25 protein-coding genes are annotated in these 26,832 nt (G+C 67.8%); 20 read left to right on the top strand and 5 right to left on the bottom strand.

All coding sequences use genetic code 11. From position 1 onward, the window contains the following. The first annotated feature begins 28 nt into the window (after positions 1 to 28). The 14 genes from purK to OQF71_RS02720 all read left to right on the top strand — a co-directional run bounded on the left by purK (position 29) and on the right by OQF71_RS02720 (position 12,936). Positions 29 to 1,195 carry a 5-(carboxyamino)imidazole ribonucleotide synthase gene (purK, locus tag OQF71_RS02785; RefSeq protein WP_280585663.1) on the top strand — a complete coding sequence of 389 codons (1,167 nt, stop codon included), beginning with the start codon at positions 29 to 31 and terminating at the stop codon, positions 1,193 to 1,195. 103 nt (positions 1,196 to 1,298) lie between these two features. Further along, complete coding sequence (gene purE / locus OQF71_RS02780) at positions 1,299 to 1,916, top strand: 5-(carboxyamino)imidazole ribonucleotide mutase (protein ID WP_280585662.1); 618 nt, start codon at positions 1,299 to 1,301, stop codon at positions 1,914 to 1,916. Between the two features lie 200 nt (positions 1,917 to 2,116). After that, entirely contained in the window at positions 2,117 to 2,533 is a 417-nt protein-coding gene (locus tag OQF71_RS02775; RefSeq protein WP_092562085.1) for an NADH-quinone oxidoreductase subunit A, read from the top strand. Next, complete coding sequence (locus tag OQF71_RS02770) at positions 2,533 to 3,231, top strand: NADH-quinone oxidoreductase subunit B (RefSeq protein ID WP_280585661.1); 699 nt, start codon at positions 2,533 to 2,535, stop codon at positions 3,229 to 3,231. Before OQF71_RS02775 ends, OQF71_RS02770 begins: the two co-directional genes overlap by 1 nt. Further along, the gene (locus OQF71_RS02765; protein ID WP_280585660.1) at positions 3,228 to 4,892 is read left to right on the top strand and encodes an NADH-quinone oxidoreductase subunit D; all 1,665 of its coding nucleotides are present in this window, start codon (positions 3,228 to 3,230) and stop codon (positions 4,890 to 4,892) included. Before OQF71_RS02770 ends, OQF71_RS02765 begins: the two co-directional genes overlap by 4 nt. After that, entirely contained in the window at positions 4,892 to 5,965 is a 1,074-nt protein-coding gene (locus OQF71_RS02760) for an NADH-quinone oxidoreductase subunit H (RefSeq protein ID WP_280585659.1), read from the top strand. The genes OQF71_RS02765 and OQF71_RS02760 overlap by 1 nt, the downstream gene beginning before the upstream one ends. A gap of 1 nt (position 5,966) precedes the next feature. Beyond that, positions 5,967 to 6,428 (top strand): NADH-quinone oxidoreductase subunit I, encoded by a 462-nt coding sequence (locus OQF71_RS02755; RefSeq protein WP_004596401.1) that lies wholly within the window; start codon positions 5,967 to 5,969, stop codon positions 6,426 to 6,428. A gap of 49 nt (positions 6,429 to 6,477) precedes the next feature. Continuing rightward, the gene (locus tag OQF71_RS02750) at positions 6,478 to 6,744 is read left to right on the top strand and encodes an NADH-quinone oxidoreductase subunit J (RefSeq protein WP_123114309.1); all 267 of its coding nucleotides are present in this window, start codon (positions 6,478 to 6,480) and stop codon (positions 6,742 to 6,744) included. Continuing rightward, positions 6,741 to 7,091: a hypothetical protein gene (locus OQF71_RS02745; protein ID WP_280585654.1), complete on the top strand. Its 351-nt coding sequence runs from the start codon at positions 6,741 to 6,743 to the stop codon at positions 7,089 to 7,091. The genes OQF71_RS02750 and OQF71_RS02745 overlap by 4 nt, the downstream gene beginning before the upstream one ends. Beyond that, a complete protein-coding gene (gene nuoK, locus OQF71_RS02740; RefSeq protein ID WP_008004452.1) occupies positions 7,088 to 7,408 on the top strand; it encodes an NADH-quinone oxidoreductase subunit NuoK in 321 nt (106 codons plus the stop codon). Before OQF71_RS02745 ends, nuoK begins: the two co-directional genes overlap by 4 nt. 1 nt (position 7,409) lies before the next feature. Continuing rightward, the gene (gene nuoL / locus OQF71_RS02735) at positions 7,410 to 9,452 is read left to right on the top strand and encodes an NADH-quinone oxidoreductase subunit L (RefSeq protein ID WP_280585652.1); all 2,043 of its coding nucleotides are present in this window, start codon (positions 7,410 to 7,412) and stop codon (positions 9,450 to 9,452) included. Beyond that, the gene (locus OQF71_RS02730) at positions 9,449 to 10,981 is read left to right on the top strand and encodes a NuoM family protein (RefSeq protein ID WP_280585651.1); all 1,533 of its coding nucleotides are present in this window, start codon (positions 9,449 to 9,451) and stop codon (positions 10,979 to 10,981) included. The genes nuoL and OQF71_RS02730 overlap by 4 nt, the downstream gene beginning before the upstream one ends. Beyond that, positions 10,974 to 12,506 (top strand): NADH-quinone oxidoreductase subunit N, encoded by a 1,533-nt coding sequence (locus OQF71_RS02725; protein WP_280585649.1) that lies wholly within the window; start codon positions 10,974 to 10,976, stop codon positions 12,504 to 12,506. The genes OQF71_RS02730 and OQF71_RS02725 overlap by 8 nt, the downstream gene beginning before the upstream one ends. A gap of 94 nt (positions 12,507 to 12,600) precedes the next feature. Next, entirely contained in the window at positions 12,601 to 12,936 is a 336-nt protein-coding gene (locus OQF71_RS02720) for a hypothetical protein (protein WP_280585647.1), read from the top strand. Position 12,937: 1 nt separating this feature from the next. Here the strand turns inward: OQF71_RS02720 and OQF71_RS02715 are convergent, their stop codons facing one another. The 3 genes from OQF71_RS02715 to OQF71_RS02705 all read right to left on the bottom strand — a co-directional run bounded on the left by OQF71_RS02715 (position 12,938) and on the right by OQF71_RS02705 (position 15,456). Further along, positions 12,938 to 13,168, bottom strand: a complete 231-nt coding sequence (locus OQF71_RS02715; protein ID WP_280585645.1) for a Gar1/Naf1 family protein — start codon at positions 13,166 to 13,168, stop codon at positions 12,938 to 12,940. Between the two features lie 2 nt (positions 13,169 to 13,170). Next, on the bottom strand, positions 13,171 to 13,449 hold the full coding sequence (srp19, locus tag OQF71_RS02710; protein WP_280585643.1) for a signal recognition particle subunit SRP19: 279 nt from the start codon (positions 13,447 to 13,449) through the stop codon (positions 13,171 to 13,173). A gap of 108 nt (positions 13,450 to 13,557) precedes the next feature. Next, entirely contained in the window at positions 13,558 to 15,456 is a 1,899-nt protein-coding gene (locus tag OQF71_RS02705) for an ATP-binding protein (protein ID WP_280585641.1), read from the bottom strand. 211 nt (positions 15,457 to 15,667) lie between these two features. On the opposite strand from OQF71_RS02705, the gene alaS reads away from it, so the two are divergent. The 6 genes from alaS to citZ all read left to right on the top strand — a co-directional run bounded on the left by alaS (position 15,668) and on the right by citZ (position 24,517). Beyond that, positions 15,668 to 18,448, top strand: coding sequence for an alanine--tRNA ligase (gene alaS, locus OQF71_RS02700; protein WP_280585640.1), 2,781 nt, complete (start codon positions 15,668 to 15,670; stop codon positions 18,446 to 18,448). A gap of 16 nt (positions 18,449 to 18,464) precedes the next feature. Beyond that, positions 18,465 to 19,268, top strand: a complete 804-nt coding sequence (locus tag OQF71_RS02695) for an alpha/beta hydrolase (RefSeq protein ID WP_280585639.1) — start codon at positions 18,465 to 18,467, stop codon at positions 19,266 to 19,268. Positions 19,269 to 19,564: 296 nt separating this feature from the next. Further along, on the top strand, positions 19,565 to 20,311 hold the full coding sequence (locus tag OQF71_RS02690; RefSeq protein ID WP_280585638.1) for a glucose 1-dehydrogenase: 747 nt from the start codon (positions 19,565 to 19,567) through the stop codon (positions 20,309 to 20,311). 196 nt (positions 20,312 to 20,507) lie between these two features. Continuing rightward, positions 20,508 to 21,224, top strand: coding sequence for a type 1 glutamine amidotransferase (locus tag OQF71_RS02685; RefSeq protein WP_280585637.1), 717 nt, complete (start codon positions 20,508 to 20,510; stop codon positions 21,222 to 21,224). A 126-nt stretch (positions 21,225 to 21,350) separates the two neighbouring features. Further along, entirely contained in the window at positions 21,351 to 23,249 is a 1,899-nt protein-coding gene (locus tag OQF71_RS02680; protein ID WP_280585636.1) for a PINc/VapC family ATPase, read from the top strand. A gap of 116 nt (positions 23,250 to 23,365) precedes the next feature. Beyond that, positions 23,366 to 24,517 carry a citrate synthase gene (citZ, locus tag OQF71_RS02675; RefSeq protein ID WP_280585635.1) on the top strand — a complete coding sequence of 384 codons (1,152 nt, stop codon included), beginning with the start codon at positions 23,366 to 23,368 and terminating at the stop codon, positions 24,515 to 24,517. 49 nt (positions 24,518 to 24,566) lie between these two features. Here citZ and OQF71_RS02670 read toward each other — a convergent pair whose 3' ends face one another. Then, positions 24,567 to 25,802 carry a digeranylgeranylglycerophospholipid reductase gene (locus OQF71_RS02670; protein ID WP_280585633.1) on the bottom strand — a complete coding sequence of 412 codons (1,236 nt, stop codon included), beginning with the start codon at positions 25,800 to 25,802 and terminating at the stop codon, positions 24,567 to 24,569. 165 nt (positions 25,803 to 25,967) lie between these two features. Next, entirely contained in the window at positions 25,968 to 26,831 is an 864-nt protein-coding gene (locus OQF71_RS02665) for a 2-oxoacid:ferredoxin oxidoreductase subunit beta (RefSeq protein WP_280585632.1), read from the bottom strand. Between the last annotated feature and the right edge of the window lies 1 nt (position 26,832).

Below are 26,832 nucleotides of genomic sequence, written 5' to 3'. Positions count from 1 at the left end.
CGGCCGTTGCGTATTCGGGTACGGGCGTATGTCGATCACTCTGCCGGGACCGACGCGCGGCGTCGTCGGCGGCGGACAGCTGGGACGGATGATGGGCGAGGCGGTCGCGCGGCTCGGCGTCGAGGTCGTCGTGCTCGACCCGACGCCGGAGTGCCCGGCCGCCCCCGTCGCGAGCGACCAGGTCGTGGGCGACTTCGACGACCCCGACGCGGTCCACGAGCTGGCGAGCCGCGTCGACGCGCTGACCTTCGAGATCGAGCTGGCCGATCCGGAGCTGCTGGCCGAGGTGAGCTCGGAATACGACGTGCCGGTCCAGCCGGACCCCGCCACCCTCGAGACGATCCAGGACAAGCTGGTCCAGAAGGAGGCGCTCGCGGACGCGGGGATCCCCGTCCCGGAGTTCGTCGCGGTCGCGACCGCCGAAGGGCTCGAACGCGTCGTCGAGGAGTTCGGCGGCGTCATGCTGAAGGCCCGCGAGGGCGGCTACGACGGCCGCGGGAACGTCCCCGTGGAAGACCCCGCGGACGCCGCCGACGCGCTTGAGGAAGTCGGCGGGAACGCCATGGCCGAGGAGCTCCTCGACTTCGAGCGCGAGATCGCCGTGATGGGCCTGAAAGGCGCCGACGGCGAGACGCGGACCTACCCGGTCACGGAGACGCTCCACCGGGAGGAGATCCTCCGCGAGAGCGTGGCGCCCGCTCGCGCCGACGACGCGGTCGTCGCGGAGGCGGAGTCGGTCGCTCGCGACGTGCTCGAGTCCCTCGACGGCCGCGGCGTCTACGGGATCGAGCTGTTCGAGACCCGCGACGGGGAGGTGCTCGTCAACGAGATCGCCCCGCGCCCGCACAACTCCGGCCACTGGACGATCGAGGGCGCGCGCACCTCGCAGTTCGAGAACCACGTCCGGGCGGTGCTGGGGTGGCCGCTCGGCCCGACCGACCTCGTCGCGCCCGCGGTCACCGCGAACGCGCTCGGGGACGTGGACGAGACGGGACCGGCGACCTTCCGCGGCGCCGAATCGGTGTTCGCGGCGCCCGACGCCGACCTCCACTGGTACGGGAAGGACGACGTGCGCCCGCTCCGGAAGATGGGACACCTGACGGTGACGCCCGGCGACGAGGCGGACGGCGACCGCGACGCGCTCCTCTCGCGGGCGCGGGAACTCCGCGACGCGACGACGTTCCGAGGCGACTGACCTTCCGAGGCGACTGACCTTCCGAGGCGACTGACGCTTCGGGGGACCCGGCGGCTGCGCCGCATCCGGGGGTTCCTTGTAGCCCTCCCCCGAACCCTCGTCCATGCCAACGGTGCAGGACCTCATCCGGCGGCTCGAAGCGGAAGCGGAGGCCGACGCCGATCCCGAAACGACCCCCGACGTGGGGATCATCATGGGGTCGGACTCGGACCTCCCGACGATGGAAGGGGCGTACGACGCTCTCGACGAGCTCGGCTTCGCGGAGCAGACCGACTTCGACGAGGCGCCGAACGCCCGGTTCACCTACGAGAGCTACGTCGTCTCCGCCCACCGAACCCCCGAGCTGATGTACGTCTACGGGGAGACCGCCGCCGACCGCGGCCTCGACGTGATCGTCGCCGGGGCGGGCGGGAAGTCCGCCGACCTCCCGAACATGACCGCGTCGATCGCGTATCCGATCCCGGTCATCGGGGTGCCGGTACAGGAGAAGTCGGTGGACTCCGTGATCGGGATGCCGACCGGGGCGCCGATCGTCGCGGTCGACGCCGGGAAGTCGTTCAATGCCGGTCTGTCGGCTGCACAGGTGCTTGCCCGCGAGCACGACGCCGTCGAGGAGCGGCTGATCGCGTCCCACGAGGACCTCAAAGGCGGCGTCGCCGACGTCTCGGCCGACCTCCACGACCTCGGTATCGACGGGTTCCGCGCGCGGGACGTGGAGTAGCCTCCAACGGGTCTGCTGGAATAGCCTCTGACGGATCGTCTCGGCCGCGTCCGGACGACCGGGTCGACCGCGGAACCGAGTACGGGCGGATCGGATGTTGAGCGGTCTCGCGGTCGTCTGTGGCCTTCCTGCGGTGGTGTCCTGAAGACTCAACGCTTATGAGGGGGCGGTCCAAACCCCAGCACGTTACGGAGACCTATATGAGCGATTGGATAGCGATTGGCGCCTTGGCGGCCGTCGGCCTGCTCATCCCGATAGGGATGATGACCGTGTCGGCGTTGCTCCGTCCGAGCGTGCCTGAGACCGGTAAAAGCACCACCTACGAGTCCGGCGAGACCCCGACGGGCGGGACGAAGATCCGGTTCAACATCCAGTACTACATGGTCGCGCTGTTGTTCGTCGTGTTCGACATCGAGACCGTGTTACTGTTCCCCTGGGCCGTTATTTACCGCCCGGCGATCCAAGCCGGCGTGCCGATGACCGCTCTGCTGTGGCCGATGTTGGCCTTCGTCGGGATCCTCGCGATCGGACTCGTCTGGGCGTGGCGGTCGGGGGCGATCAGCTGGGCCCGCAGCCCCCGCGCGACCAGCAGAAAAACGGAGCGTGACCTCAACTAATGAGCAGCGACCAACCATTCATCACCGACGAATCGCAAGTCGTGACCGAGACGCGGGACGCCCGGATGACCGGGCAGGGAGACCGGTTCAACTCCCGGCTCCGCGAGGCGTTCGGCTCCTCGCCGTTCATCCTCACCAAGTTCGACAAGTTCCTGAACTGGTGTCGCGGCTCCTCGATGTTCATGCTGCAGTTCGGTATCGCCTGCTGCAGCATCGAGATGATGCACACCTACGCCGTGAAACACGACCTCGATCGGTTCGGGAGCGGGGTCCCCCGCGCGTCGCCGCGTCAGGCCGACGTGATGATCGTCCCGGGGACGATCGTCTCGAAGTTCGCGCCGCGGATGAAGCGCGTGTACGACCAGATGCCCGAGCCGAAGTTCGTCGTCGGCATGGGCTCGTGTACCATCTCCGGCGGCCCGTTCCAGGAGGGGTACAACGTCATCAAGGGCGCCGAGGAGGTCATCCCGATCGACATCCACGTCCCCGGCTGCCCGCCCCGTCCCGAGGCGCTCGTCTACGGCGTCGTGAAGCTGCAGGAGCGCGTCGCCAACGGCGAGGCCGCGCCCGTGACGGTCAAGCCGTACGAACTGGAGGAGTTCGCCGACCTCGAACGCGACGAGCTCGTCGACAAGCTCGCCGACCAGATAGACGACGACGAACTCGTCATGCGGTACAACTTCGCTGATTCACCATGAGCCTCGAACGACCGGACACCACCGACGACGCCGCGATCGAGCGCACCCCGGACGAGCTGGAGGCGCTCCTCGGCGACCTCGTCGTCAAACGCGACGACCACCTGAACGCGCCCGGCTTCGTCATCCGCCCGGACACCGTCCAGGAGACGCTCTCGATCCTGAAAGAGCAGGCGGGGTACGACCACCTCTCAGTGGTCTCCGCCCAGGAGTACGAGAATCGCTACGAGTCGATCTACCACTTAAAGAAGTTCGACGACCCGACTCAGGAGGTCAGCGTCGTCGTCCCCGCCGATAAGGACGACCCCGTCTCGGAGTCGGCCGAGCCCGTCTTCCGCACCGCCGACTGGCACGAGCGGGAGGCGTACGACCTGATCGGCGTCGAGTACGACGACCACCCCGATCTGCGCCGAATCCTCCTGCCGGAGACGTGGCAGGGCCACCCCCTGTCGATGGACTACGACAAGGACCGGCCCCAGATCGCCACGCTGCCGGAGCACGCGAACCCGCTGCAGGAGCACCACAAGGACGACGAGTCCGACACGATGTTCCTCAACATCGGGCCGCACCACCCGGCGACGCACGGGGTCCTCCACCTGAAGACGACGCTCGACGGCGAGCAGGTCGTCGACGTCGAGCCCGACATCGGCTACCTCCACCGCAGCGAGGAGCAGATGGCTCAATCCGGGACGTACCGCCACCAGATCATGCCGTACCCGGACCGCTGGGACTACATTTCGGCGGGGCTGCTCAACGAGTGGGCGTACGCCCGCGCGGCCGAGGACCTCGCCGATATCGAGGTACCGGAGTACGCGCAGGTCATCCGGACGATGGGCGCCGAGATGTGCCGTATCGCCGCGCACATGCTCGCGCTCGCCACGTTCGCGCTCGACGTGAACGGCGACTTCACGGCGACGTTCATGTACGCCATCAACGACCGCGAGCGCGTACAGGACCTGCTGGAGGACCTGACGGGCCAGCGGCTGATGTTCAACTACTTCCGCCTCGGCGGCGTCGTCTGGGACCTCCCGGAGCCGCGCGAGGAGTTCTTCTCGAAGACTCGCGACTTCCTCGACCAGCTGCCGGAGTCCGTCGAGGAGTACCACAACCTCGTCACCTCCAACGAGATCTTCCAGATGCGGACGATCGACACGGGAATTCTCCCGCCGGAGGTCGCGAAGGACTACGGCGCGACCGGTCCAGTCGCCCGCGGTTCGGGAGTCGACTACGACCTCCGCCGCGACGACCCGTACGGCTACTACGACGAACTCGACTGGGACGTCGTCACCGAAGACGGCTGCGACAACTTCAGCCGCCTGCTCGTGCGGATGCGCGAGGTCGAGGAGTCCGCGAAGATCATCGAGCAGTGCGTCGACCTGCTCGAGGACTGGCCCGAAGAGGAGCGGAACATCCAGGCGAACGTGCCCCGCACGCTCCGCCCGGACGACGACGCCGAGATCTACCGCGCGGTCGAGGGCGCGAAGGGCGAACTCGGCATCTACATCCGCTCCGACGGCACCGACAAGCCGGCCCGGTTCAAGATTCGGTCGCCGTGCTTCTCGAACCTCCAGACGCTACCGGAGATGGCCAACGGCGAGTACATTCCCGACGTCATCGCGGCGCTCGGTAGCCTTGACATCGTGCTCGGGGAGGTGGACCGCTGATGGGGACGGCACCCGCACAGCTGTTCCCCGAGTTCCTCGTCGAGACGTTCGGGCTGCCCGGCGTGCTCGGCGAAGTCGTCGCGGCGCTTATCGCGGCGGCCGTCGTCGGGAACATCGTCCTCGCGTTCACCGGCGTCGCCGGACCGTGGGCGAAACGGAAGATCACGGCGGCGTTTACCGACCGGATCGCGGTCAACCGGGTCGGTCCGTTCGGCCTCCTGATCATCCCGGCGTCCGCCGTCCAGCTGCTCGCGAAGGAGCTCATCGTCCCCGAGGGGGTCGACCGCCCCGCGTGGGACATCGCTCCGGTCATCCTCCCCGCGTCGGCGCTGCTCGGCTTCTCGGTGATCCCGATGGGACGGCTCGGGCCGATCAACTTCCACCTCGCCGACCCCGAAGTCGGGTTCGCGTTGGTGTTCGCGTTCGCCTCCATCGCCTCGGTCTCGCTGGTGATGGCCGGCTACGCGTCGAACAACAAGTACTCGCTGCTCGGCGGGCTCCGCGCGGTCGCGCAGAACCTCGCGTACGAGATCCCGCTCATCGTCACGGCGATGTCCGTCGTGCTCTTCGCGGGCACCCTCCAGATGAGCGGCATCGTCAGTGCGCAGACGACGACGCTGGTGACGATCGCCGGATTCGATATCCCGGCCTGGTACGCCTTCGTCAACCCGTTCGCGTTCGTGCTGTTCCTCACGGCGAACATGGCCGAGATCGGTCGGAACCCGTTCGACATCCCGGAGGCGCCGACTGAGATCGTCGCCGGCTACCAGACCGAGTACTCCTCCGCGTACTTCGTGCTCTTTTACCTCGGCGAGTTCGTGCACATCTTCCTCGGCGGCGCGATTCTCGCCGTGACGTTCCTCGGCGGCGCCTCCGGGCCGGGGCCAGAGAGCATCGGCTTCATCTGGTTCGTGGTGAAGATCTGGGGCTTCTTCCTGTTCACGCAGTGGGCCCGCTCCGCGCTGCCGCGCGTCCGTATCGACCAGCTGATCGAGATCGGCTGGAAGGGAATGTTAGTGCTGTCGTTCGCGAACCTGGTGCTCACGGCCGTAATCGTGGGGGTGATCGCGTAACATGATTGGACTCATGAAATCCATGGCGACGACGATGAAACACGCGCTGGACGGGTCGACGTTCACGGTGGAATACCCTGAGGACGCGCCCGAGGTGAGCCCGCGATTCCGCGGGGTCCACAAGTTCAGCCAGGAGCGGTGCATCTGGTGCCGCCAGTGCGAGAACGTCTGTCCGAACGACACGATCCAGATCGTGCAGGACGACCAGCGCAACGGGGAGCAGTACAATCTCCACATCGGGCAGTGCATCTACTGCCGGCTCTGCGAGGAGGTCTGCCCCGTTGACGCCATCCTGCTGACGCAGAACTTCGAGTTCACCGCGGACACGAAAGACGACTTCGTGTTCAACAAAGAACAGCTCAAGAACGTCCCGTGGTACAAGGGAATCGACCCGCTGGAGTCCCGGAACCCCGATCGCGGCGCGTGGATCGGGGAGGGCGACGGCGAGGTCGACTACCAGTAGCGGGCGCGTCTCGAAATCTTCAAAGGGGTTCTCATAGGAGACAAACACAATGGTTTATGCTACTATCGCGTTCGGGCTGTTCGCCGCGGTCACGCTGGCGTTCGGCCTCGGGGTCGTCCTGGCGCGCGACGTGTTCCACGCCGCGCTGCTTCTGGGCGGAGCCCTGACGAGCGTCGCGGTACACTACGTGATGTTACAGGCGGAGTTCATCGCCGCCATGCAGATCCTCGTCTACGTCGGCGGGGTTCTGATCTTAGTCACGTTCGGCGTGATGCTCACGCGATCAGACACGGAAACGGAGGTGAATAGCGCATGAGCGACGGCAACTCGAAGCGAGGCGGACGTCTCGTCCCCGCCGTGGCCGTCGGGCTCCTCTTCGCCACGATGGTGTTGACGGCGCTATCGGCCGATTTCGCGGCGGAGGGAGCCGGCTTCCCGGTCGACGCGTCCGTCGTTCACAACATCGGGTACGCCCTGTTTAACCTCGGCGCGTACGACGTCGCGACGATCCCCTCCGAGGGGTTCCTCGCCGCGTTCCTGATCGCCGCCGTGGCGCTCGACGTCGCCGTCGACGGGGCGGTGTACCTGGCGAAACGGGAGGAGAGCGGCTCGATCATCGCTGCCGTGGGGCAGGCGTTCACCGACGGGGGTGAGCGGCGATGACCGCCGTCGCCTCCTCGATCCCGCCGGAGTGGTACCTGCTGCTCGCGGCCGCCGTCTTCTGTATCGGCCTATTCGGCGTGCTCACGCGGCGTGACGCGCTGTATTTCCTGATGAGCGTCGAGCTCATGATGAACGCGGCGAACATCAACTTCGTCGCCTTCGCGCTGTACTACGGCGACCTCACGGGACAGGTGTTCGCGCTGTTCGTCATCGCGCTCGCCGCCGCGGAGGTCGCGATCGGTATCGGCATCATCCTCGTGCTGTACCGCAACTTCGGGGTCACAGACGTGACCGTTCCAACGGAGATGAGGTGGTAACATGATAGACGTGTTCTCATACGTTCCGGCGATCGTACTCCTGCCGTTCTTCTCGTTCCTGATCGCGCTCGGTGCCGGCAAGCACCTCCCGAAGGGAGGCGCCTTCGGCGGGATCACGGCCACGGCTGGCTCGTTCCTGCTCTCGCTGTGGGTGCTCGCGACGGTCGCGGGCGGCGACGCGGCGAACCGAACTCTCTACACGTGGGCGAGCGCCGGCGGGATCGGCCCGACGGATGTCGAGCTTTCCTTCGGCATTCTCGTCGACCCGCTGTCGGCGCTCATGCTCGTCATCGTGACGCTCGTCGCGCTGCTCGTGCACGTGTTCTCGCTCGGGTACATGAACGACGAGGGCGAGACGGGTCTCCCGCGCTACTACGCCGGACTCGGGCTGTTCACGGCGTCGATGCTCGGGTTCGTCGTCGCCGACAACCTGCTGATGGCGTTCATGTTCTTCGAGCTGGTCGGGCTCTGCTCGTACCTGCTCATCGGCTTCCACTTCCGGGAGCCCGGACCGCCGTCGGCGGCGAAGAAGGCGTTCCTCGTCACCCGCTTCGGTGACTACTTCTTCCTGATCGGCGTCGTCGCCGTCATCGGGACGTTCGGCACGGCGCAGTTCGCCGGGCCGGAGTCGTTCCCGGCACTCGCGGACGCGGCGCTCAACGGCTCCGGGTCGGTCGCGTGGACGCCCGGCGGACTCGACCTGATGACGTGGTTCACCGTCGTCGGCCTGCTCGTGCTTGGCGGGGTCGTCGGGAAGTCGGCGCAGTTCCCGCTGCACACGTGGCTGCCCGACGCGATGGAGGGTCCGACCCCCGTCTCCGCGCTGATCCACGCCGCGACGATGGTCGCAGCCGGTGTCTACCTCGTCGCGCGGATGTACGGCTTCTACGCGCTGACGCCGACGACGCTCGCGGTGATCGCCTTCATCGGCGGCTTCACCGCGCTGTTCGCGGCGACGATGGGGCTCGTCAAAGACGAGCTGAAGCAGGTGCTCGCGTACTCCACCATCTCGCAGTACGGCTACATGATGCTCGCGCTCGGCGCGGGCGGGTACGTGGCCGCGGTCTTCCACCTGACGACGCACGCGTTCTTCAAGGCCCTGCTGTTCTTGGGCGCGGGCGCGGTGATCATCGCGATGCATCACAACGAGGACATGTGGGACATGGGCGGGCTCAAATCGAAGATGCCCGTCACGTACTACACCTTCCTCGCCGGGTCGCTAGCGCTCGCGGGCATCTTCCCGTTCGCCGGCTTCTGGTCGAAAGACGAGATCCTCTACGAGGCGCTCGTTCACGCGCCCGGCGAACCGCTGCTGTTCGGCGGCTACCTGATGGGGCTGCTCGCCGTCCCCGTCACCGCCTTCTACACGTTCCGGATGGTGTTTCTGACGTTCCACGGCGAACCGCGCAGCGACACCGCGCGAGACCCCGAACCCGTTCGCTGGAACGTGAAGGGGCCGCTGACCGTGCTGGGCACGCTCGCGGTCGTCACCGGGTTTATCAACATGGTGCCGGTCCAGAAGGTCCTCGGACTGGAGGGGATCGACCTGCTCCACCTCTGGCTGGATAACCACTGGGGCGGTATCGAGGGGCTCTCCTCCCACCACTACGGCGACATCGGGCCGTACAGCAGCGAGTACATCGTCGGCGGCGAGGTCGCCACCGTGCTCGTCGGCGCGGCCGTCTCGCTCGGCTTAGCGCTGACCGGCCTGCTGGTGGCGTGGCGGCTCTACAACGTTCCGTCGCCGACGGAGCACACGGCGAAACTCGGCGGGATCAAAGACGTGCTGTACAACAACTACTACCTCGACGAACTGCAGGTATGGCTCGCGTATCGCACCGAGGACGTCGCCGGCGGTGCCGACACCTTCGATCAAGGTATCATCGACGGCGTCGTCAACGGCGTCTCCTCGGTGAGTCTCATCGGCGGTGACCGGGTCCGACAGCTTCAGAACGGCGTCGTCTCACAGTACGCCGCGCTGCTCACGCTGGGGCTGGTCGCGCTGATCGTAGTCCTCGGCGTCACCGGGGGGTGGTTCCTGTGATACTCGAAGCGCTCATCGCGGTCGCGTTCGCGAGCGCGCTCGTCGTCATGCTCTCGCCGAACGAGTGGGCGGGACGGCTCGCCTTCGCCCTGAGTCTGCTCCCGTTCGTCGGGTCGCTGTATCTCTGGTCCGGCTTCGACGGCTCCGGGAACGCTCTCACGGGCGGCGATATCGCCTACCAAACGCAGATCGAGTGGCTCGAAGTCGGCGGCCGCTCAGTCTCTTGGTTCGTCGGGTTGGACGGTATCAGCCTCCCGCTCGTCGTGTTGACGACGTTCCTCGTTCCGCTGGCGATCCTCAGCGCGTGGACGCCGATCGACTCGCGCCAGAGCCAGTTCTACGGGCTCATGCTGTTCATGGAGGCGAACCTCCTCGGCGTGTTCACGGCGCTAGACTTCTTCCTCTGGTTCGTCTTCTGGGAGGCCGTCCTCGTCCCGATGTACTTCCTCATCGGCGTCTGGGGCGGTCCCCGTCGGAAGTACGCCGCGATCAAGTTCTTCGTGTACACGAACGCGGCGTCGCTGCTGATGTTCATCGGCTTCATGTCGCTGACGTTCGCGCTCGGCGACTCCGTGAGCTCCTTTGCGCTCCCGGAGATCACGGGCGCGATAGCCGACGGCGGTCTCGGGACGTGGTTCGGCATCTCGCCGGACCGGATCGCGATGGTCGCGTTCCTCGCGATGTTCCTCGGGTTCGCGGTGAAGGTCCCGATCGTTCCGTTCCACACGTGGCTCCCGGACGCCCACGTCGAGGCGCCGACCCCGGTCTCGGTTCTTCTGGCGGGCGTCCTCCTGAAGATGGGGACGTACGCGCTGCTTCGATTCAACTTCACGATGCTCCCCGACCAAGCGTCCGCGCTCGCGATCCCGATCGCCGCGATCGCCGTGATCAGCGTCATTTACGGTGCGATGTTGGCGCTGGCACAGAAGGACCTCAAGCGCATCGTCGCGTACTCCTCCGTCTCGTCGATGGGGTACGTCATCCTCGGGCTCATCGTGTTCACCGAGTACGGCGTCGGTGGCGCGACGTTCCAGATGGTCGCGCACGGCCTCATCTCGGGGCTGATGTTCATGGCGGTCGGCGTCGTCTACAACGCGACGCACACGCGGATGGTCGGCGACATGGCCGGGATGGCCGACCGGATGCCGGTCACGGTCGGCATCCTCGTCGCCGGCGCCTTCGGTTACATGGGGCTGCCCCTAATGGCCGGCTTCGCCGGTGAGTTCTTCATCTTCGTGGGCTCGTTCGCCGCGCCGGCGCTCCCGTACGCGCCGGTGTTCACCGCACTCGCGATGTTCGGTATCGTTATCGTCGCCGGCTACCTGCTGTCGGCGATGCAGAGCACGCTGTTCGGGCCGTTCGAACTCGCGACCGACTACGAGATCGGTCCCGCCCCGTTCCACGATGTTGCCCCGCTCGCGGTGCTTCTAGCGGCGATCATCGTGCTCGGCGTCGCCCCGGACATCTTCTTCGAGATGATCCGTGACGCCGCCCTTCCCGTGGTCGAGGGGGTGAGCGTCAATGGTTAGTACGCTCCCGCAGGTGACGGCGCTGCTGCCGGTGCTGCTGCTCGGATTCACCGGGCTCGCGCTGCTGCTCGTTGACACCCTCGCGCCCGACACCCGATCGAACACCTCGATGGCGGTCGTGAGCGCGCTCGGCGCGCTGAGCGCGCTGGCCGCAACGGTGTGGTTCGTCGCCTCCGGAACCGGCAGCGCCGACACCGGCGGTGCGATCACGCTGCTCGCCGAGGCGGTCAAGGTAGACACCATGGCGCTGTTCTTCACCGCCATCTTCGCGTCCGTGACGTCGCTCGTCGTCGTCGCGGCACACGACTACTTCCACGACCACCCGAATCCGGCGACGTTCTACTCGCTGACGCTGTTCGCGGCGACCGGCATGTCGCTGCTCGCCGTCGCGAACTCGCTCGCGGTCGTGTTCGTCGCCCTAGAGATGGTGTCACTGCCGTCGTACGTGCTCGTGGCGTTCCTCAAACAGAACCGCGGGAGCGTCGAGGCGGGGCTGAAGTACTTCCTCATCGGGGCGCTCTCGTCGGCGATATTCCTGTTCGGCATCTCGCTGGTGTACGCCGCCACGGGATCGCTCATTCTCGGCGATGTCGCCGGCATCCTCGGCGACATCGCTGCGGGCACCGACGGGCTCGACAGCCGCACCGGAATCGCCGGCCTCGGGATCGTGATGATCCTCGGCGGCGTCGCTTTCAAGACCGCCTCCGTCCCGTTCCACTTCTGGGCGCCGGAGGCGTACGAGGGCGCGCCCGCCCCCGTGAGCGCGTTCCTCTCGTCGGCGTCGAAGGCGGCCGGCTTCGTGGTGGCGTTCCGCGTGTTCACCGAGGCGTTCCCGGTCGGCGCGTCGCTGTCGGCCGACATCAACTGGGTGCTCGCCTTCGGAATCTTAGCGGCCGTGACGATGACGCTGGGGAACTTCGCGGCGGCGGTCCAGGAGGAGGTCAAGCGGATGCTCGCGTACTCCTCGATCGGTCACGCCGGCTACGCGCTCATCGGTGTCGCGGCGCTCACGGCGGACGGGAGCGGTAACGGCGCGGTGATGGGCGCGGCGATGGCGCACCTGCTCGTCTACGGGTTCATGAACACCGGCGCGTTCCTCTTCGTCGCGATGGCGGAGCGGTGGGGCGTCGGCCGGACGTTCGAGGATTACGCCGGGCTCGCCAAGCGCGCGCCCGTCGCCTCGACGGCGATGGCCGTGTTCATGTTCTCGCTGGCCGGGCTCCCGCCGTTCGCCGGGTTCTTCTCGAAGTACTTCCTGTTCATGGGAGCCATCGATAACGGCTTCCTGTGGCTGGCGGCCATCGGCGCCGTCAACAGCGTGATCTCGCTGTACTACTACAGCCGGGTCGTGAAGGCGCTGTTCTTCGACGACCCCGCGTCGCAGACCGCCTTGGACGCGATCGACGTGCGGCCCACGGCGCTGTACGCTGCGGTCGTCTTCGCGGCGGTCGCGACGGTGCTGCTCCTGCCCGGTTTCGGACCGGTCATCGAGACCGCCGAGGCGGCCGCGTCGGCGCTGTTCTAGCGGCTTCGCGGTCCGTTCCCGTTTCTCGGCTCCTTCGGCGCAACCGTTCGTCCGGTACCCGCAGGTATTCCCGCGTCCGGCCCTTCCGTTCGGTATGAGCAGGAATCGGACGTACCGCTGTCTGAACTGTCTGGAACACACCGTGAGCCGCGAGTTCGACACGTCGCATCTCTCCGTGACCTGTCCGAACTGCGGCTCGTTCGAACGGTTCGTCAACGACGCGGTGTTTCAGCAGTTCCGCGCGTTCGAGGAGTCGCCGCCCGTGGAGATCGACTGGGAGCGGCTGGACCGCACGGAGAAACTGATCGTCTCCGAGCGGCTCGTCCGCTCGACAAAGACGCTGGCGGACTTCGAAGTCGTGGAGGGACAGGCGTCGGCCGGGAAAGCGGAAGCGCCCGCTGAGGAGGGGGAGGCGTCGGCCGGGGGCTGAGTCAGCGCGCGTACAATTTCCCGCCGACGAGCGACGTGAGTCCGTCGCCGTCGCTCGGCGTGACAGCCACGTACGGTCTGTCGACGGGGCCGAACACGTCGACGACGCGGCCGACCGTCGCAAGCGACTCGTCGACGACGGACGAGCCGATCCGTGGCGGGTCCTCGCCGGGCTCGCCGCGGGCGACCGCCAGCCCGCCGGCGGTGCGGACGACGGTGCCGACTCGTCGCATCGTCACTCGCGGATGACCCCGAGGTAGGCGGCGACGGCCTGTACGAGGTCGTTTTTCGCGGTGTCTTCGGTTCCCCGTACGACTACCGCGCCCCGCGGCTCGAATTCGCGAGAATACGTCTTGTCGCGCTCGATCACCGCGTCATAGCCGACCTGTTGGACTGCCTTCGCGATCTCGTCGACGGCGGGTTCGGAGACCGCGAGGTCCATCGGAACGCGACGACCCTCCGAGCGCGACCGATCGGCGTCGAAGTAGGCGGGATAGACGACGTTCTCGACCATACCGGAGAGGCGAGCGCGCGGCCTAAGGTCGTTTCGGACCCGCGCGGGCGGCGCCGCTGGGCGATCCGCGTCGCGGCCGCGGTCCCGCAGCGGCGCCGGGGCTCCCGCTTACGGCGTTCTGAACTCGAATCTAGCGCCGCCGGACTCGCCGGTCAGCGCGCTCGCCTCCCACCCGTGAGCCTCGGCGATACGCTCGCTGATCGCGAGCCCGAGGCCGGTCCCGTCCTCGTCCGTCGTAAAGCCGGTGTCGAACAGGCGTTCCGTTTCCTCGGGGAGTCCGCAGCCGTCGTCCTCGACGAAGAACCCGGTCACGCCGTCGCCGTCCGATCGGGGCGAGGCCTCGCCCACGCGGACGGTGAGACCCTCTGCAGCGCACCCGCCGTCGACGGGATTCGGTCGGCCGTCGGCTGACCCGTGTTCGACGCTATCGCCGAACTCCGTCCGGCTGCCAGTCGAGCCGTGCTCGACGCTGTTCCGAAACACGTTCTCGAAGAGCTCTCGCGTTCGCGCGGGATCCGCGTCGACGGTCACGTCACCCTCCACGACCAGCTCGGCCCCGCCGGTGTCGACGCTCGCCCAGGCGTCTCTCGCGAGCGCCGCGACCGAGGCGGGCTCCGTCTCGCCGACCGCTCGGCCCTCTCTGGCCAATGAGAGCAGGTCGTCGACGAGTTCGCCCATCCGCTCCAGCGCCCCGCTCGCCTTCGGGAGGTGAGCCGTGTCGCCGGTGTCGCTCGCGAGTTCGACGTACCCCTGCGCGATGCCGAGCGGGTTCCGGAGGTCGTGCGAGACGATGCTCGCGAACTCGTCGAGCCGCTCGTTCTGCTCCCGGAGGGTTGCCTCGCGCTCGCGCCGGTCCGTGACGTCCGTGTAAATCGCGTACCCGGAGGCGTTCTCCGCGTTGAGATGGATCGGGATGACGTGGAGGATGAAGTGGCGGAGGCCGTCCGCCGTCTTCCGCGTCACCTCTCGCCGGACGTTATCGCCGCGTTGGAGCCGCTCGTTAAGCTCAGCTGCCTCCTCGGCCGCGGCTTCCTCCACCGGGACGATGTAGTCGTCGAGTGACTCGCCGTCGACGACCTCCGCGTCGTAGCCGAACGTCTCCTCGAAGGCGTCGTTGACCCGGTGGACGGCCGGTTCGCCGTCGACGTAATCGTACGCGACTGCGGGGTCCGGGACGTTCGAGAACAACGCGAGCAGGCGATCGCGCTCGCTCCGGAGCGCCTCGTCGGTCCGGATACGATCGAGGGTCTCCTCGACGTGAGAAGCGAGCAGTCCGGCGAGGCGTCGGTCACTCTCGTTGAAGCCGTCCGGGTCGTCCGTCACCAGTTGCAAGACCGTGTCGTCGCCGACGGGGAGGGTGAGAACCGTGTCGTACGGACTCTCGGCGTTCGGGTTCGACTCCACGACCGGTTCACCGGTTACCGCGACGGTCCCGGCGGCCCCGCTCCCGACTCGGACGCCGTTGCAGTCCTCGATCGGAACCTCGGCCGACGCCGCGATCGGTTCGACCCACTTCCCGTCGCGCACGCCGACGAGGCAGTGGTGCGGCGGGAACACCTCGTCCGCGACGGCGATCGCAGCCCGGTGCGTTTCCTCCACGGACCGGACCGACGCCAGTCGCATCGTCCCGGCGTTGAGTCGTTCGACCCGTGAGGGCGGTCGGGACGGGTCGTCCCGGATGGACCCGTCGCGCGCGAGGACCCATCGGACGGTCGCCGCCGCGTCGGCGGTCGTCGTCGCGACGGCGTCGACGATCGCGGCCGTCGCCACGTCACCGGCCGGGTCGTCCACGAGGGCGATGACCGGGACGGACCCGCCGCCGTCGCGGACGCCGGCGAGTCCGACGGCGTCACGGACGATCGCGAGATCGACGTCGGCGAGCGCTCCCTCGTCGACCTCGTTCGGCTCCGCGGATCGCGCCGTCACGCCGTCGGGGAGATCGGGCGAGATACGAGTATCGGCAGCGAGGACCAGTACGACCGGCCCCTCGCTTGACCCGGTGTTCACTGTGTTCCGAGTAACGGGTAGACGCGATGATAAGTATTCCCCTCGATGAGGTGGTTCGGACCGCTGCGACTCGCGGACCGCCGCGCCGTCCTCGCTGTTCGTCATCCGTCGCCGGCCGATCGGCGCCGACGGGCACGAAGCGCCCTGTCCCGTCGTCCCGGCGCGACCCACCCCGGAACCCTTTTGCACGAACACGGGTCACGTTCCTGTAATGAGCGATCTCGAAGCGGAGTACCGTCTCGACTACTTCGAGGAGGAAGGGTTCGTCCGGAAGGAGTGTCCCTCTTGTGGCGCGCACTTCTGGACCCGGGACGGCGACCGCGAACTCTGTGGAGAGCCGCCGTGTGCGGACTACAGCTTCATCGACGATCCGGGCTTTCCGGAGTCGCACTCGCTGTCGGAGATGCGGGAGGCGTTCCTCTCCTTCTTCGAGGAGCACGACCACGAGCGGATCGACCCGTACCCGGTCGCGGCGAACCGCTGGCGCGACGACGTACTCCTGACGCAGGCGTCGATCTACGACTTCCAACCGCTCGTCACCTCGGGGCAGACGCCTCCGCCCGCGAACCCCCTCACTATCTCACAGCCCTGTATCCGGATGCAGGACATCGACAACGTCGGCAAGACGGGCCGACACACGATGGCGTTCGAGATGATGGCCCACCACGCGTTCAACACGCGCGAGGAGGTCGACGAGGACGAGTACGCCTACCACGGCGAGGTGTACTGGAAAGACGAGACGGTGGAGTACTGCGACGAGCTGTTCGAGAGCCTCGGCGCCGATCTGAAGGAGATCACCTACATCGAAGATCCGTGGGTCGGCGGCGGCAACGCCGGGCCGGCGATCGAAGTCATCTACAAGGGAGCGGAGCTGGCGACGCTCGTCTTCATGTGCATGGAGCGGGACCCCGACGGCGACTACGAGATGAAAGACGGGCACACGTACTCGTTCATGGACACGTACATCGTCGACACCGGGTACGGGTTAGAGCGGTGGACGTGGATGAGCCAGGGGACGGCGACCGTGTACGAGGCCGTCTACCCCGACGCGATCGACTTCTTAAAGGAGAACGCCGGGATCGAGCACACGGAGGCGGAGCAGGAGCTCGTCCACCGCGCCGCGAAGCTCTCCGGCCGGCTCGACATCGACGACGTCGACGACGTTGAGGACGCGCGCGGCGAGATCGCCGACCGGCTCGATGTCGACGTCGAGCGACTGCGAGAGCTCGTCGAACCCCTCGAATCCATCTACGCGATCGCCGACCACTCGCGGACGCTCGCGTACATGTTCGGTGACGGGATCGTCCCCTCGAACGTCGGCACGGGCTACCTCGCTCGGATGGTGCTGCGCCGGACGAAGCGGCTCGTCGACGAGGTCGACGTGGACGCACCGCTCGACGAGCTCGTCGACATGCAGGCGGAGCGACTCGGCTACGAGAACCGCGACACGATCCGCGAAATCGTCCGCACCGAGGAGCGGAAGTACCGGGAGACGCTCGAGCGCGGCTCCCGTAAGGTGGAGTCGCTCGCCGACGAGTACGCCGGCACCGGCGAGCCGATCCCGACCGAGACGCTGTTGGAGCTGTACGACTCCCACGGGATCCAGCCGGACATGGTCGCCGACATCGCGGCCGAGCGCGGCGCGACGGTCGACGTCCCGGACGACTTCTACGCGCTCGTCGCCGACCGCCACGAGGAGGCCGACGCCGACGAGGACGGGGACGACGCCGACGAGCGGCTCGGCGAGCTCCCGGAGACGGAGAAGCTGTTCTACGACGACCAGGGCCGCACCGAGTTCGAGGCCGTCGTCCTCGACGTCTTCGAGCGCGAGGAGGAGTACGACGTCGTCTTGGACCAGACGATGTTCTACCCGGAAGGCGGCGGTCAGCCCGCCGACCGCGGACAGCTCACCGTCGGCGAGACGACGGTCGACGTGGTCGACGTGCAGGAGGAGGGGGGCGTCGTGCTCCACCGGACGGACGCCGACCCGGGTAAAGGCGAGTTCGTCAAGGGACAGGTCGACGGCGACCGCCGCGACCGGCTCCGCGCGCACCACACGGCGACGCATCTGATCGGCCACGCCGCCCGCGAGGTCCTCGGCGAGCACGTTCGGCAGGCGGGCGCGCAGAAGGGGATCGACTCCTCGCGGCTCGACGTCCGCCACTACGAGCGGATCACGCGCGATCAGGTCAAACGCATCGAGCGCGTCGCCAACGAGCTCGTCCGCGACGACGTGCCCGTGCGTCAGGAGTGGCCCGATCGCAACGAGGCCGAGGCCGAACACGGCTTCGACCTGTACCAGGGCGGCGTCCCGCCGGGAACGAACGTCCGGCTGATCCACGTCGGCGACGCCGACGTGCAGGCGTGCGCGGGCACCCACGTCGATCGGACCGGCGCGATCGGCGCGGTGAAGGTGCTGAAGACGGAGCCCGTTCAGGACGGCGTCGAGCGGATCGTGTTCGCCGCGGGCGGCGCGGCGATCGAGGCGACTCAGCGCACGGAGGACGCGCTGTACGACGCCGCCGAGGCGCTCGACGTCGACCCGCTCGACGTCCCCGAGACGGCGGAGCGGTTCTTCGAGGAGTGGAAGGCGCGCGGCAAGGAGATCGAATCGCTGAAAGAGGAGCTCGCCACTGCGCGGGCCTCGGGCGGTGCCGACGCCGAGGAGGTCGAGGTCGGCGGGGTCACCGCGGTGATCCAGCGGCTCGACGGCGACGCCGACGAGCTGCGCGCGACCGCGAACGCCCACGTGGACGACGGGACGGTCGCGGTCGTCGGCAGCGGGGCGGACGGCTCCGCGAGTTTCGTCGTCGGCGTCCCCGACGGCGTCGGCGTCAACGCCGGGGAGGTCGTCTCCGCGCTCGCCGGTCGCGTCGGCGGCGGCGGGGGCGGTCCGCCGGACTTCGCGCAGGGCGGCGGTCCCGACGTCGACGCCCTCGACGACGCGCTCGCGGCGGCACCGGACGTCCTTCGTCGCTTACAGGAGGCCTGAGACGGCCCCCGTCCCTATGCCACACGCGAACAACGCCGGCGTCGAAATCCGGTACGAGGTGGACGCCCCCGATGTCGGCGACCCCGACGAGGCGGTCGTGTTCTGCGGCGACGTCGGCCTCGGCGCGTGGCAGTTCGGCTGGCAACACGCCGCCCTCGCGGGGCCGCACACGGTGATAACCCCCGAGACCCGCGGGGTCGGCCGATCGGACGCACCACCGGGGCCGTACGCGGTCGAGGAGCTGGCGAGCGACGTGGACGCGGTGTGTACCGCTGAGGGGGTCCGGAACGCCCATCTCGTCGGGTACGGCCTCGGCGGGATGGTCGCGCTCGCGTACGCACTCGCCTCCTCGCGCCCGGCGAGTCTCTCGGTCGTGGGAACGCCTGCCTCGGGCGACGCCTACAATCCCGACGGCGTGTGGGCCGCCCCCTCGGACCCGGCGGCGGTGGAGGGGTCGCTCCACGGGCTGCTCTCGGCCGACTTCCGGGAGGTGCACCCCGACGCGCTCCCGCGGATCGCCGAGTGGCGGCTCGCCGAGGACGCCGGCCGCGAGACGTTCGAGGCCCACCGCGCGGCCGTCGAGTCGTTCGACGTCACCGACCGCCTCTACGAGGTCACGACGCCGACGCTCGTCGTCCACGGAACCGACGACACCGTGTGTCCGGCGCCGGCGGCGGAGACGCTCGCGGAGGGGCTCCCTCGCGGCGAGCTACACTCGGTCGAGGGCGCGCGCCACCTCGTCGGCGTCGAGGCGTCGGCCGCGGTCAACGACGCGCTGGCCGGGTGGCTCGCCGAACACGCGACCGACACGATGATGTGACCGTCTGCGGCCGGGCCGGGAAAGTGGAGCGGCAGCCAGTGAAAGCTGATGGTACGGTGGAGCGACCGTTTCGACGATTCCTACACGGTGCCGGCGGAGATGCGCTCGGCCCGCGAGTCAATCCGATCTCGCGACGTTCGTGCGTTTCGCGACGTTCGTGGCTCTCGTGGTTGGGATGATCGACCGGACCGTCACGGCTGTCGTCGCCGCGTCCCGCTGTGAGACGGCGGCTGTCTTCGTTTCCACCGGATGAGAATAGTAAGTGGCATTATTGTTAATTACATAAATATCCAGTCATGGTAACCTTATCTGACGGCGTCGTCGTCGTCACCGGTGCGGCATCGGGGATGGGTCGATCGATGGCGCACGAATTCGCCGATGCGGGCGCGGCGGTGGCCGTCGTCGACATCGACGCCGACGGCGCAGCGGCGGTCGCCGATGCGATCGGATCGGCCGGCGGGGAGGCGATTGCCGTCGACGGTGACGTGACGGACACCGAAAGCGTCGAGCGCATCGTCGACCTGACCGTCGACGAGTACGGCACGATCGACGTGCTGTGTAACAACGCCGGCGTCCTCGACGACTTCGCGCCCGTCGGAGAGACCACTGACGACCTCTGGAACGGGATCTTGGACGTGAATCTGACGGGGCCGTTCTACCTTACCCGCGCCGCGCTCCCCGCTCTCCGAGACGGGAGCGCCGAGGGGGTCGTGATCAACACGGCGTCCGTCGCCGGCAAAGTCGCCGGGGGAGGCGGGGCCGCGTACACGACTTCCAAACACGGCCTGATCGGCTTCACGAAACAGCTCGCACACGATTACGGCCCCGAAATCAGGGCGAACGCCGTCTGCCCGGGTGCCGTCGAGACGGGGATGACCGAAGAAATGATCGAGGACTTGGAAGCGATGACGGCCGACACGCCCGCCGGCCGGTACGCCGACCCCGAGGAGATCGCGACCGTCGTCGCGTTCCTCGCGAGCGACGACGCCTCGTTCGTCCACGGCGCCGCGGTCGACGTCGACGGCGGTTGGCTCGTCGACTGATCCGACAACGGGACGGCGTGGCGACTCCGCCCCTGTCGGGGACCGACCGGCGACGAACCGATTCGACGAGGTGACGTCACGGACTGAATCGACGGCGGGAGGCGGGGAAGCGGCACGCGACGACTGCCTTCCTCGACGCCGGTAGCGCTTCCCGCCGTCGCAACCGTTTTTGCCCCGTCGCGCATCGGTGCGGCTAATGACACGGCTTCGGTTCGCCCTGCTGAACGCGGCCCACGACGGCGCGAACACCCGGCGGAACTTCCGCCGGGAGCTCGACGCCGACCTCGTCGAGTTCGACGCGACTGAGGGTCACCTCCCCGACCACACCGACTTCGACGGAGTGGCCGTCACCGGCTCGCGGTCGTCCGTCTACTGGGACGAGGCGTGGATCCCCGCGCTCGTCGACTACGTCGCCGAGGCCGCCGGCGCCGGCCTCCCGGTGCTCGGCGTCTGTTACGGCCATCAGGTGCTCGCGGAGGCGCTCGGCGGGCGCGTGGCGGGAATGGACGGCTTCGAGATCGGGTACAACGCCGTGCGCCGTCGCGGCGACGACGAGCTGTTCGACGGGATCGGTGAGGAGTTCACGGCGTTCACCACCCACGGCGACGCGGTGGCCGAACTGCCGCCGAGCGCGACGCTCCTCGCCGAGAACGACCACGGCGTCCACGCGTTCCGCGACGGTCACTGCTGGGGCGTGCAGTTCCACCCGGAGTACGATATCGCCACTGCCCGCGAGGTCACGGACGGGAAGCGCGAGCGGCTCGGCGACGCGCGGGTCGACGCCGTCCTCGACGGGATCACTCCCGAGGCACACGACGCCGCCTGCGAGGCGAAACGGCTGTTCGATAACTTCACCGAGTACGCCCGGCGGCTGCGAGAAGAACGGCACTCACCGACGGCCGCCGACGACTGATCGGTCGCGTCGCGGACGGTCGCCGCCGACCACCCGCGCGGCGGCGGTCGCGAAATCTGTCCGACCGTCGAACGGGACGGCGACCGGGTCGAACACGCTTATACCGCTCCCGCCCGGAACCACGGTATGAACGTAGTACCGGACACCAGTGCGGTCGTCGACGGCCGCGTGTCCGAACGCGTCGCGGACGGGACCTACGAGGGGGCGACCGTGCTCGTCCCCGAGGCCGTCGTCGGCGAGCTGGAGTCGCAGGCGAACGACGGGCTGGAGTCGGGTTGGGACGGCCTGAGCGAGCTCAAGCGGCTCGCTGACCTCGGTGACGAGGAGTCGATCGAGCTGCGGTACGTCGGCGAGCGCGCCGACGGCGACGCCCGCTCACACGCCCACGAGGGCGACGTCGACGCCCTGATCCGCGACATCGCCGCCGACCACGACGCGGCGCTCCTCTCCAGCGATATCGTGCAGGCGGAGGTCGCCCGCGCGAAGGGGATCGATGTCGAGTACGTCGAGCCGGTCGCTCGCGGCGTCGTCGACGAGCTCCCGATTCAGGTGTTTTTCACCGACGAGACGATGTCCGTCCACCTCAAGACGGGGACGAAGCCGAAGGCGAAGCGCGGGAGCCTCGGAGAGATGCGATACGTCGCCGTCGACGAGGAACCGACGAGCGAGGCGCAGATGGACGAGTGGGCGACCGCCATCGTCGACTTGGCGCGCCAGTCCACCGATGGGTTCATCGAACTCTCCGACGACGGCATGGACATCGTGCAGTTCCGGAACTACCGGATCTCGGTCGCGCGACCGCCCTTCGCGGACGGGATCGAGATCACGGCGGTCCGCCCCATCGCGAAGACGACCCTCGACGATTACGAGTTCGCCGACGAGCTCCGGGAGCGGTTTAAAGAGCGGAAGCGCGGCGTGCTCATCTCCGGATCGCCCGGCGCCGGGAAGTCGACGTTCGCGCAGGCGGTCGCGGAGTTCCTCTCGGACAGCGACTACGCGGTGAAGACGATGGAGAAGCCGCGCGACCTGCAGGTCGGCCCGGAGATCACTCAGTACGGCGCGCTCGGCGGCGAGATGGCGAAGACGGCTGACTCGCTCCTGCTGGTCCGGCCCGACTACACCATCTACGACGAGGTGCGGAAGACGAACGACTTCGAGGTGTTCTCGGACATGCGGATGGCCGGCGTCGGGATGGTCGGCGTCGTCCACGCGTCGCGCGCTATCGACGCGCTCCAGCGGCTCGTCGGCCGGGTCGAGCTCGGGATGATCCCCCAGATCGTCGACACCGTGGTGTACATCGAGGCCGGCGAGGTCCACACCGTCTACGACGTGACGACCGAGGTGAAAGTGCCCGCCGGGCTCACCGCCGAGGACCTCGCGCGCCCGGTCATCCAGGTGTCGAACTTCGAGACCGGCCGTCCGGAGTACGAGATCTACACGTTCAACCGGCAGGTCGTCACGGTGCCCCTGAACGACGAGGACGGCGAGGGCGACAGCGAGACGGGCGTCGGTCGCATCGCCAAACAGGAGATCGAACGGGAGATCCGATCGGTCGCGCACGGCCACGTCGACGTCGAACTCAAGGGGAACGACGAGGCGATCGTGTACGTCTCCGAGGGCGACATCGGCACCGTCATCGGAAAGGGCGGCGGCCGCATCAGCGACATCGAGAACCGGCTCGGCATCGAGATCGATGTCCGCACTCACGACGAGAAGCCGACCGATTCCCGCGGCGCGGGCGGTGACGGTCGCGGCGCAAACGGACAGGGAGCGGGTGGGGGAGGACAGGTCGGCGAGGAGCGCGGCACCGTCGTCCAGCCGGAGATCACCTCCCGCCACGTCGTCATCGACGTCGACGACGAGGTCGGCGAGACGGTGGAGGTGCGCGCGGACGGCGAGTACCTGTTCACCGCCACCGTCGGTCGCGGCGGCGAGGTGCAGGTGTCCCGTGGCTCCGCTATCGCCGAAGAGTTGGAGGACGCCATCGACCGTAAGCGGACCGTGACGGTCGTTCCGGCGCGCTGACGCGGTCGCGCCTATCACTCTGTCACCGTCGTTCGACTCCGGTGATTTCGTCGATCGTCGTACGCTATCCCTCCTGAAAGATAACGCTTTTTTGGTGGTGGTCGGAACGTCACACTATGTCAGACGAGTTAAAACGCGGGCTCGAAGGCGTCCTCGTCGCGGAGTCAGAGCTGAGCCACGTCGACGGCGAGGTCGGGAAGCTCGTGTACCGTGGGTACGACATCGAGGACCTCGCCCGGGGCGCGAGCTACGAGGAGGTGCTGTACCTCCTCTGGCACGGGTCGCTGCCGACGCGCGAGGAGCTCGACGCGTTCGCCGCGGACCTCGCCGCGGAGCGGCCCGTCGACGACGACGTGCTCGACGTGGTCCGGACCCTCGCTGACGCCGGCGAGCGACCGATGGCCGCCCTCCGGACGGCGACCTCTATGCTGTCGGCGTACGACCCCGATACGGAGGAGGAAACCGAAGACGTCACGGAGACGCCCCGCCGACAGGGCCGCCGGATCACCGCGAAGATCCCGACCGTCCTCGCGGCGTTCGAGCGCGCTCGGCAGGGCGAGGCGCCCGTCGCCCCGGACTCCGACCTTTCGTACGCCGGGAACTTCCTCTACATGCTCACCGGCACCGAGCCGGACGCCGTCAGCGAGGAGACGTTCGACATGGCCCTGACTCTCCACGCCGACCACGGGCTCAACGCCTCGACGTTCACGGCGATCGTGATCGGCTCGACGCTGGCCGACGTTTACTCCGGCGTCACCGGCGGGATCGGCGCACTCTCCGGCTCGCTCCACGGCGGCGCGAACCAGGACGTGATGGAGGTGCTCCACGAGATCGACGACTCGTCGAAGGATCCGGTCGCGTGGGTGAAGGACGCCCGCGAGGACGGTCGGCGGATCCCCGGCTTCGGCCACCGCGTGTACAAGGTGAAAGACCCCCGCGCGAAGATACTTCAAGAGAAGCTACGGGACCTCTCCGAGTCGTCCGGCGACACCAAGTGGCTCGACTACACCACCGCGATCGAGGAGTACCTAACCGACGAGGGATTGCTCGACAAGGGGATCGCCCCGAACGTCGACTTCTACTCCGGCTCCGTCTACGATAGCCTCGGGATCCCGGTCGACATGTACACGCCCATCTTCGCGATGAGCCGCGCCGGCGGCTGGATCGCTCACATGGTCGAGTATCAAGCCGAGAACCGGCTCATCCGCCCGCGCGCCCGGTACACCGGTCCCGAGAGCGCCGAGCTCGTCCCGATCGACGAGCGGTAGACCGGAGCCAGCGGCTCTCGACGCGCAGACGAGTTTTCAACTACCCACTCTACGATCCCAGCCGCTCGCGAGCGAACTCCGCCAGCAGCGGGAGGTCGTCGAGGTGGAGCAGCTTCGCCATCGCGGCCTTATCGCCTTGGTTCGCCTTCTCTAACGTGCCGTCGTCGGTCCGCTGGAGGTCGTGCATCAACCGGTCGTAGCGCTCGTTCGGCGCGAGGTACAGCAGCCGGGTGAGCATCAGTCGGGAGCGCATCCTCGGGGCCACGTCGCGGTGCCACAGCCGCTCGTAGACGGCGAGGCTCTCTGCGTCCACGCGCCGCTCCGAGTCGGTGAGACACCGGTCGATGGTGGCGGCCGCGGCGCGGGCGGACTTCATTCCCTTGTGGATCCCCTCGCCCCACAGCGGGTCGATGCTGGGGACCGTGTCGCCGATCGCGAGGAACCGGTCGGTGTGCATCTCGCCGGGCATCTGGATGTGTGCGGAGCCGCGATGGGTCTTCCCGTCGATCTGTTCGGCGTCGGCGAAGCGCGGATCGCGGTCGACCCAGTCCTCGAGGTAGCCGTCGACGGTCTTCCCTTCTTCCGCGAACTCGCGGTGGCGGTCGTTCTGGATGTAACAGATGCCGACCTTCGCGGTGTCCTCGCCGGTCGCGAAGATCCACGAGTAGCCCCCGGGCGCGATGTCGTGGTCGAGCCGGAGCATCATCGCCCGGCGCAGGTCGGCGTACTCGGGGTGGTTCATCTCGACGCCCTCCATCTCGTACTCGATGCCGATCGCTTGGTTCTCCCGCTCCAAGTCGATCACGTCGAGCGCGCTCGCGATCGGCGCGGCCGGGCCGGTGGCGTCGACGACGACCTCGGCGTACACCTCCTCGTCGCCGTCGTACCGAACGCCCTCGATGACGCCGTCGTCGTCGAGGATCGGGCGGGAGACGCGCGAGTCGAACCGGTACTCCGCGCCGTTCTCGCGTCCGTCCTCGACGAGGAAGCGCTTGAAGTCGGCGAACTCCAGGACGGCGCCGGGCTGGTAGCTCTCGTAGTAGCTGTTCGGCGACTCCAACACCACGTCGTCGGTGTACGACATCACGACGTCGTCGGGGATCCCGAAGGCGGACATCATCGAGGGGAACGTCCCCGCTGTCGACTTGTTGCTCTGGCGGGGGAACTCGGCCTCCGGCTCCGTTTCGAGAACGACGACGTCGTAGCCGCGCGTCGCCAGATCGCGGGCGCACTGCGCGCCCGCCGGCCCGGCGCCCGCGACGACGACGTCGTAGCGATCAACCATGTACCAGTTAAAACGGACCCACGTAATTAGGCTTGCTGAAACCGGTCGCGATCAGGGCCTGACCCGGCTCGGCCGCCGGAATTTGGCTGTTCGGTGAGGTCGGAATGTCGGTGGCCGCCGCGGCCGTCGCCGGCGGAAAATCGGCTCGGAAAGCGGACGGCGCCGTCAGTAGAACTCGCGGACGAGATCCGTCGCGCCCTCAGGCGCGCCGTCCGGAATGACGGACATGTCCTCGTCGACGCCGTGCTGCTCGTGGTACGGCACGGAGTCCTCGTCCTGGTAGATGACGCCCTGGTACTCCTGATCCGAGTTCAGGATGACATCTTTTGCGTCCTCGCGGTCGCTCGGGTCGTGGTCGGTCTCTTTTAAATCGACCAGCGAGTCGCGGAAGTAGTCGTAGGTGTCCACGTCGTTGAAGGTGACGCAGGGCGAGTAGACGTTCACGAAGCCGAAGCCGTCGTGCTCGACCGCCTTCTGAATGATCTCCTGATGGCGGAGCGCGTCCGAGGAGAACGACTGCGCGATGAACGTCGCGCCCGACGCCAGCGCCAGCGCGTGCGGGTTGACCGGGGGCTGTTTCGGCCCGTCGGGACTCGTCGACGTCTCGAAGTCCTCGCGCGAGGTGGGCGACGCCTGCCCCTTCGTCAGCCCGTAGATCCGGTTGTCCATCACGACGTACGTCATGTCGACGTTGCGCCGGACGGCGTGGACGAAGTGGCCCGCGCCGATGGAGTAGCCGTCGCCGTCGCCGCCGGCGACCATCACTTCGATGTCTGGCCGGGCCATCTTGACGCCGGTGCCGACGGGGAGCGCGCGTCCGTGAACGCCGTGGAGCGCGTAGCTGTGCATGTACGTGCCGATCTTTCCTGAACAGCCGATACCGGCGACGACGAAGGTGTTGTCGGGGTCGTTGCCCGTCTCCGCGAGGGCCTTCATCATCCCGTTCATGGTGCCGAAGTCGCCGCATCCCGGACACCACGTCGGCTGTTTGTCGGACTTGAAGTCGGTGAATCGAATGTCTGAGCTCATT

Origin of the sequence: Halorubrum sp. Boch-26 (assembly GCF_029889805.1) — an archaeon.
GTDB lineage: Archaea > Halobacteriota > Halobacteria > Halobacteriales > Haloferacaceae > Halorubrum.
This window is presented reverse-complemented; position numbering and strand designations above follow the sequence as displayed.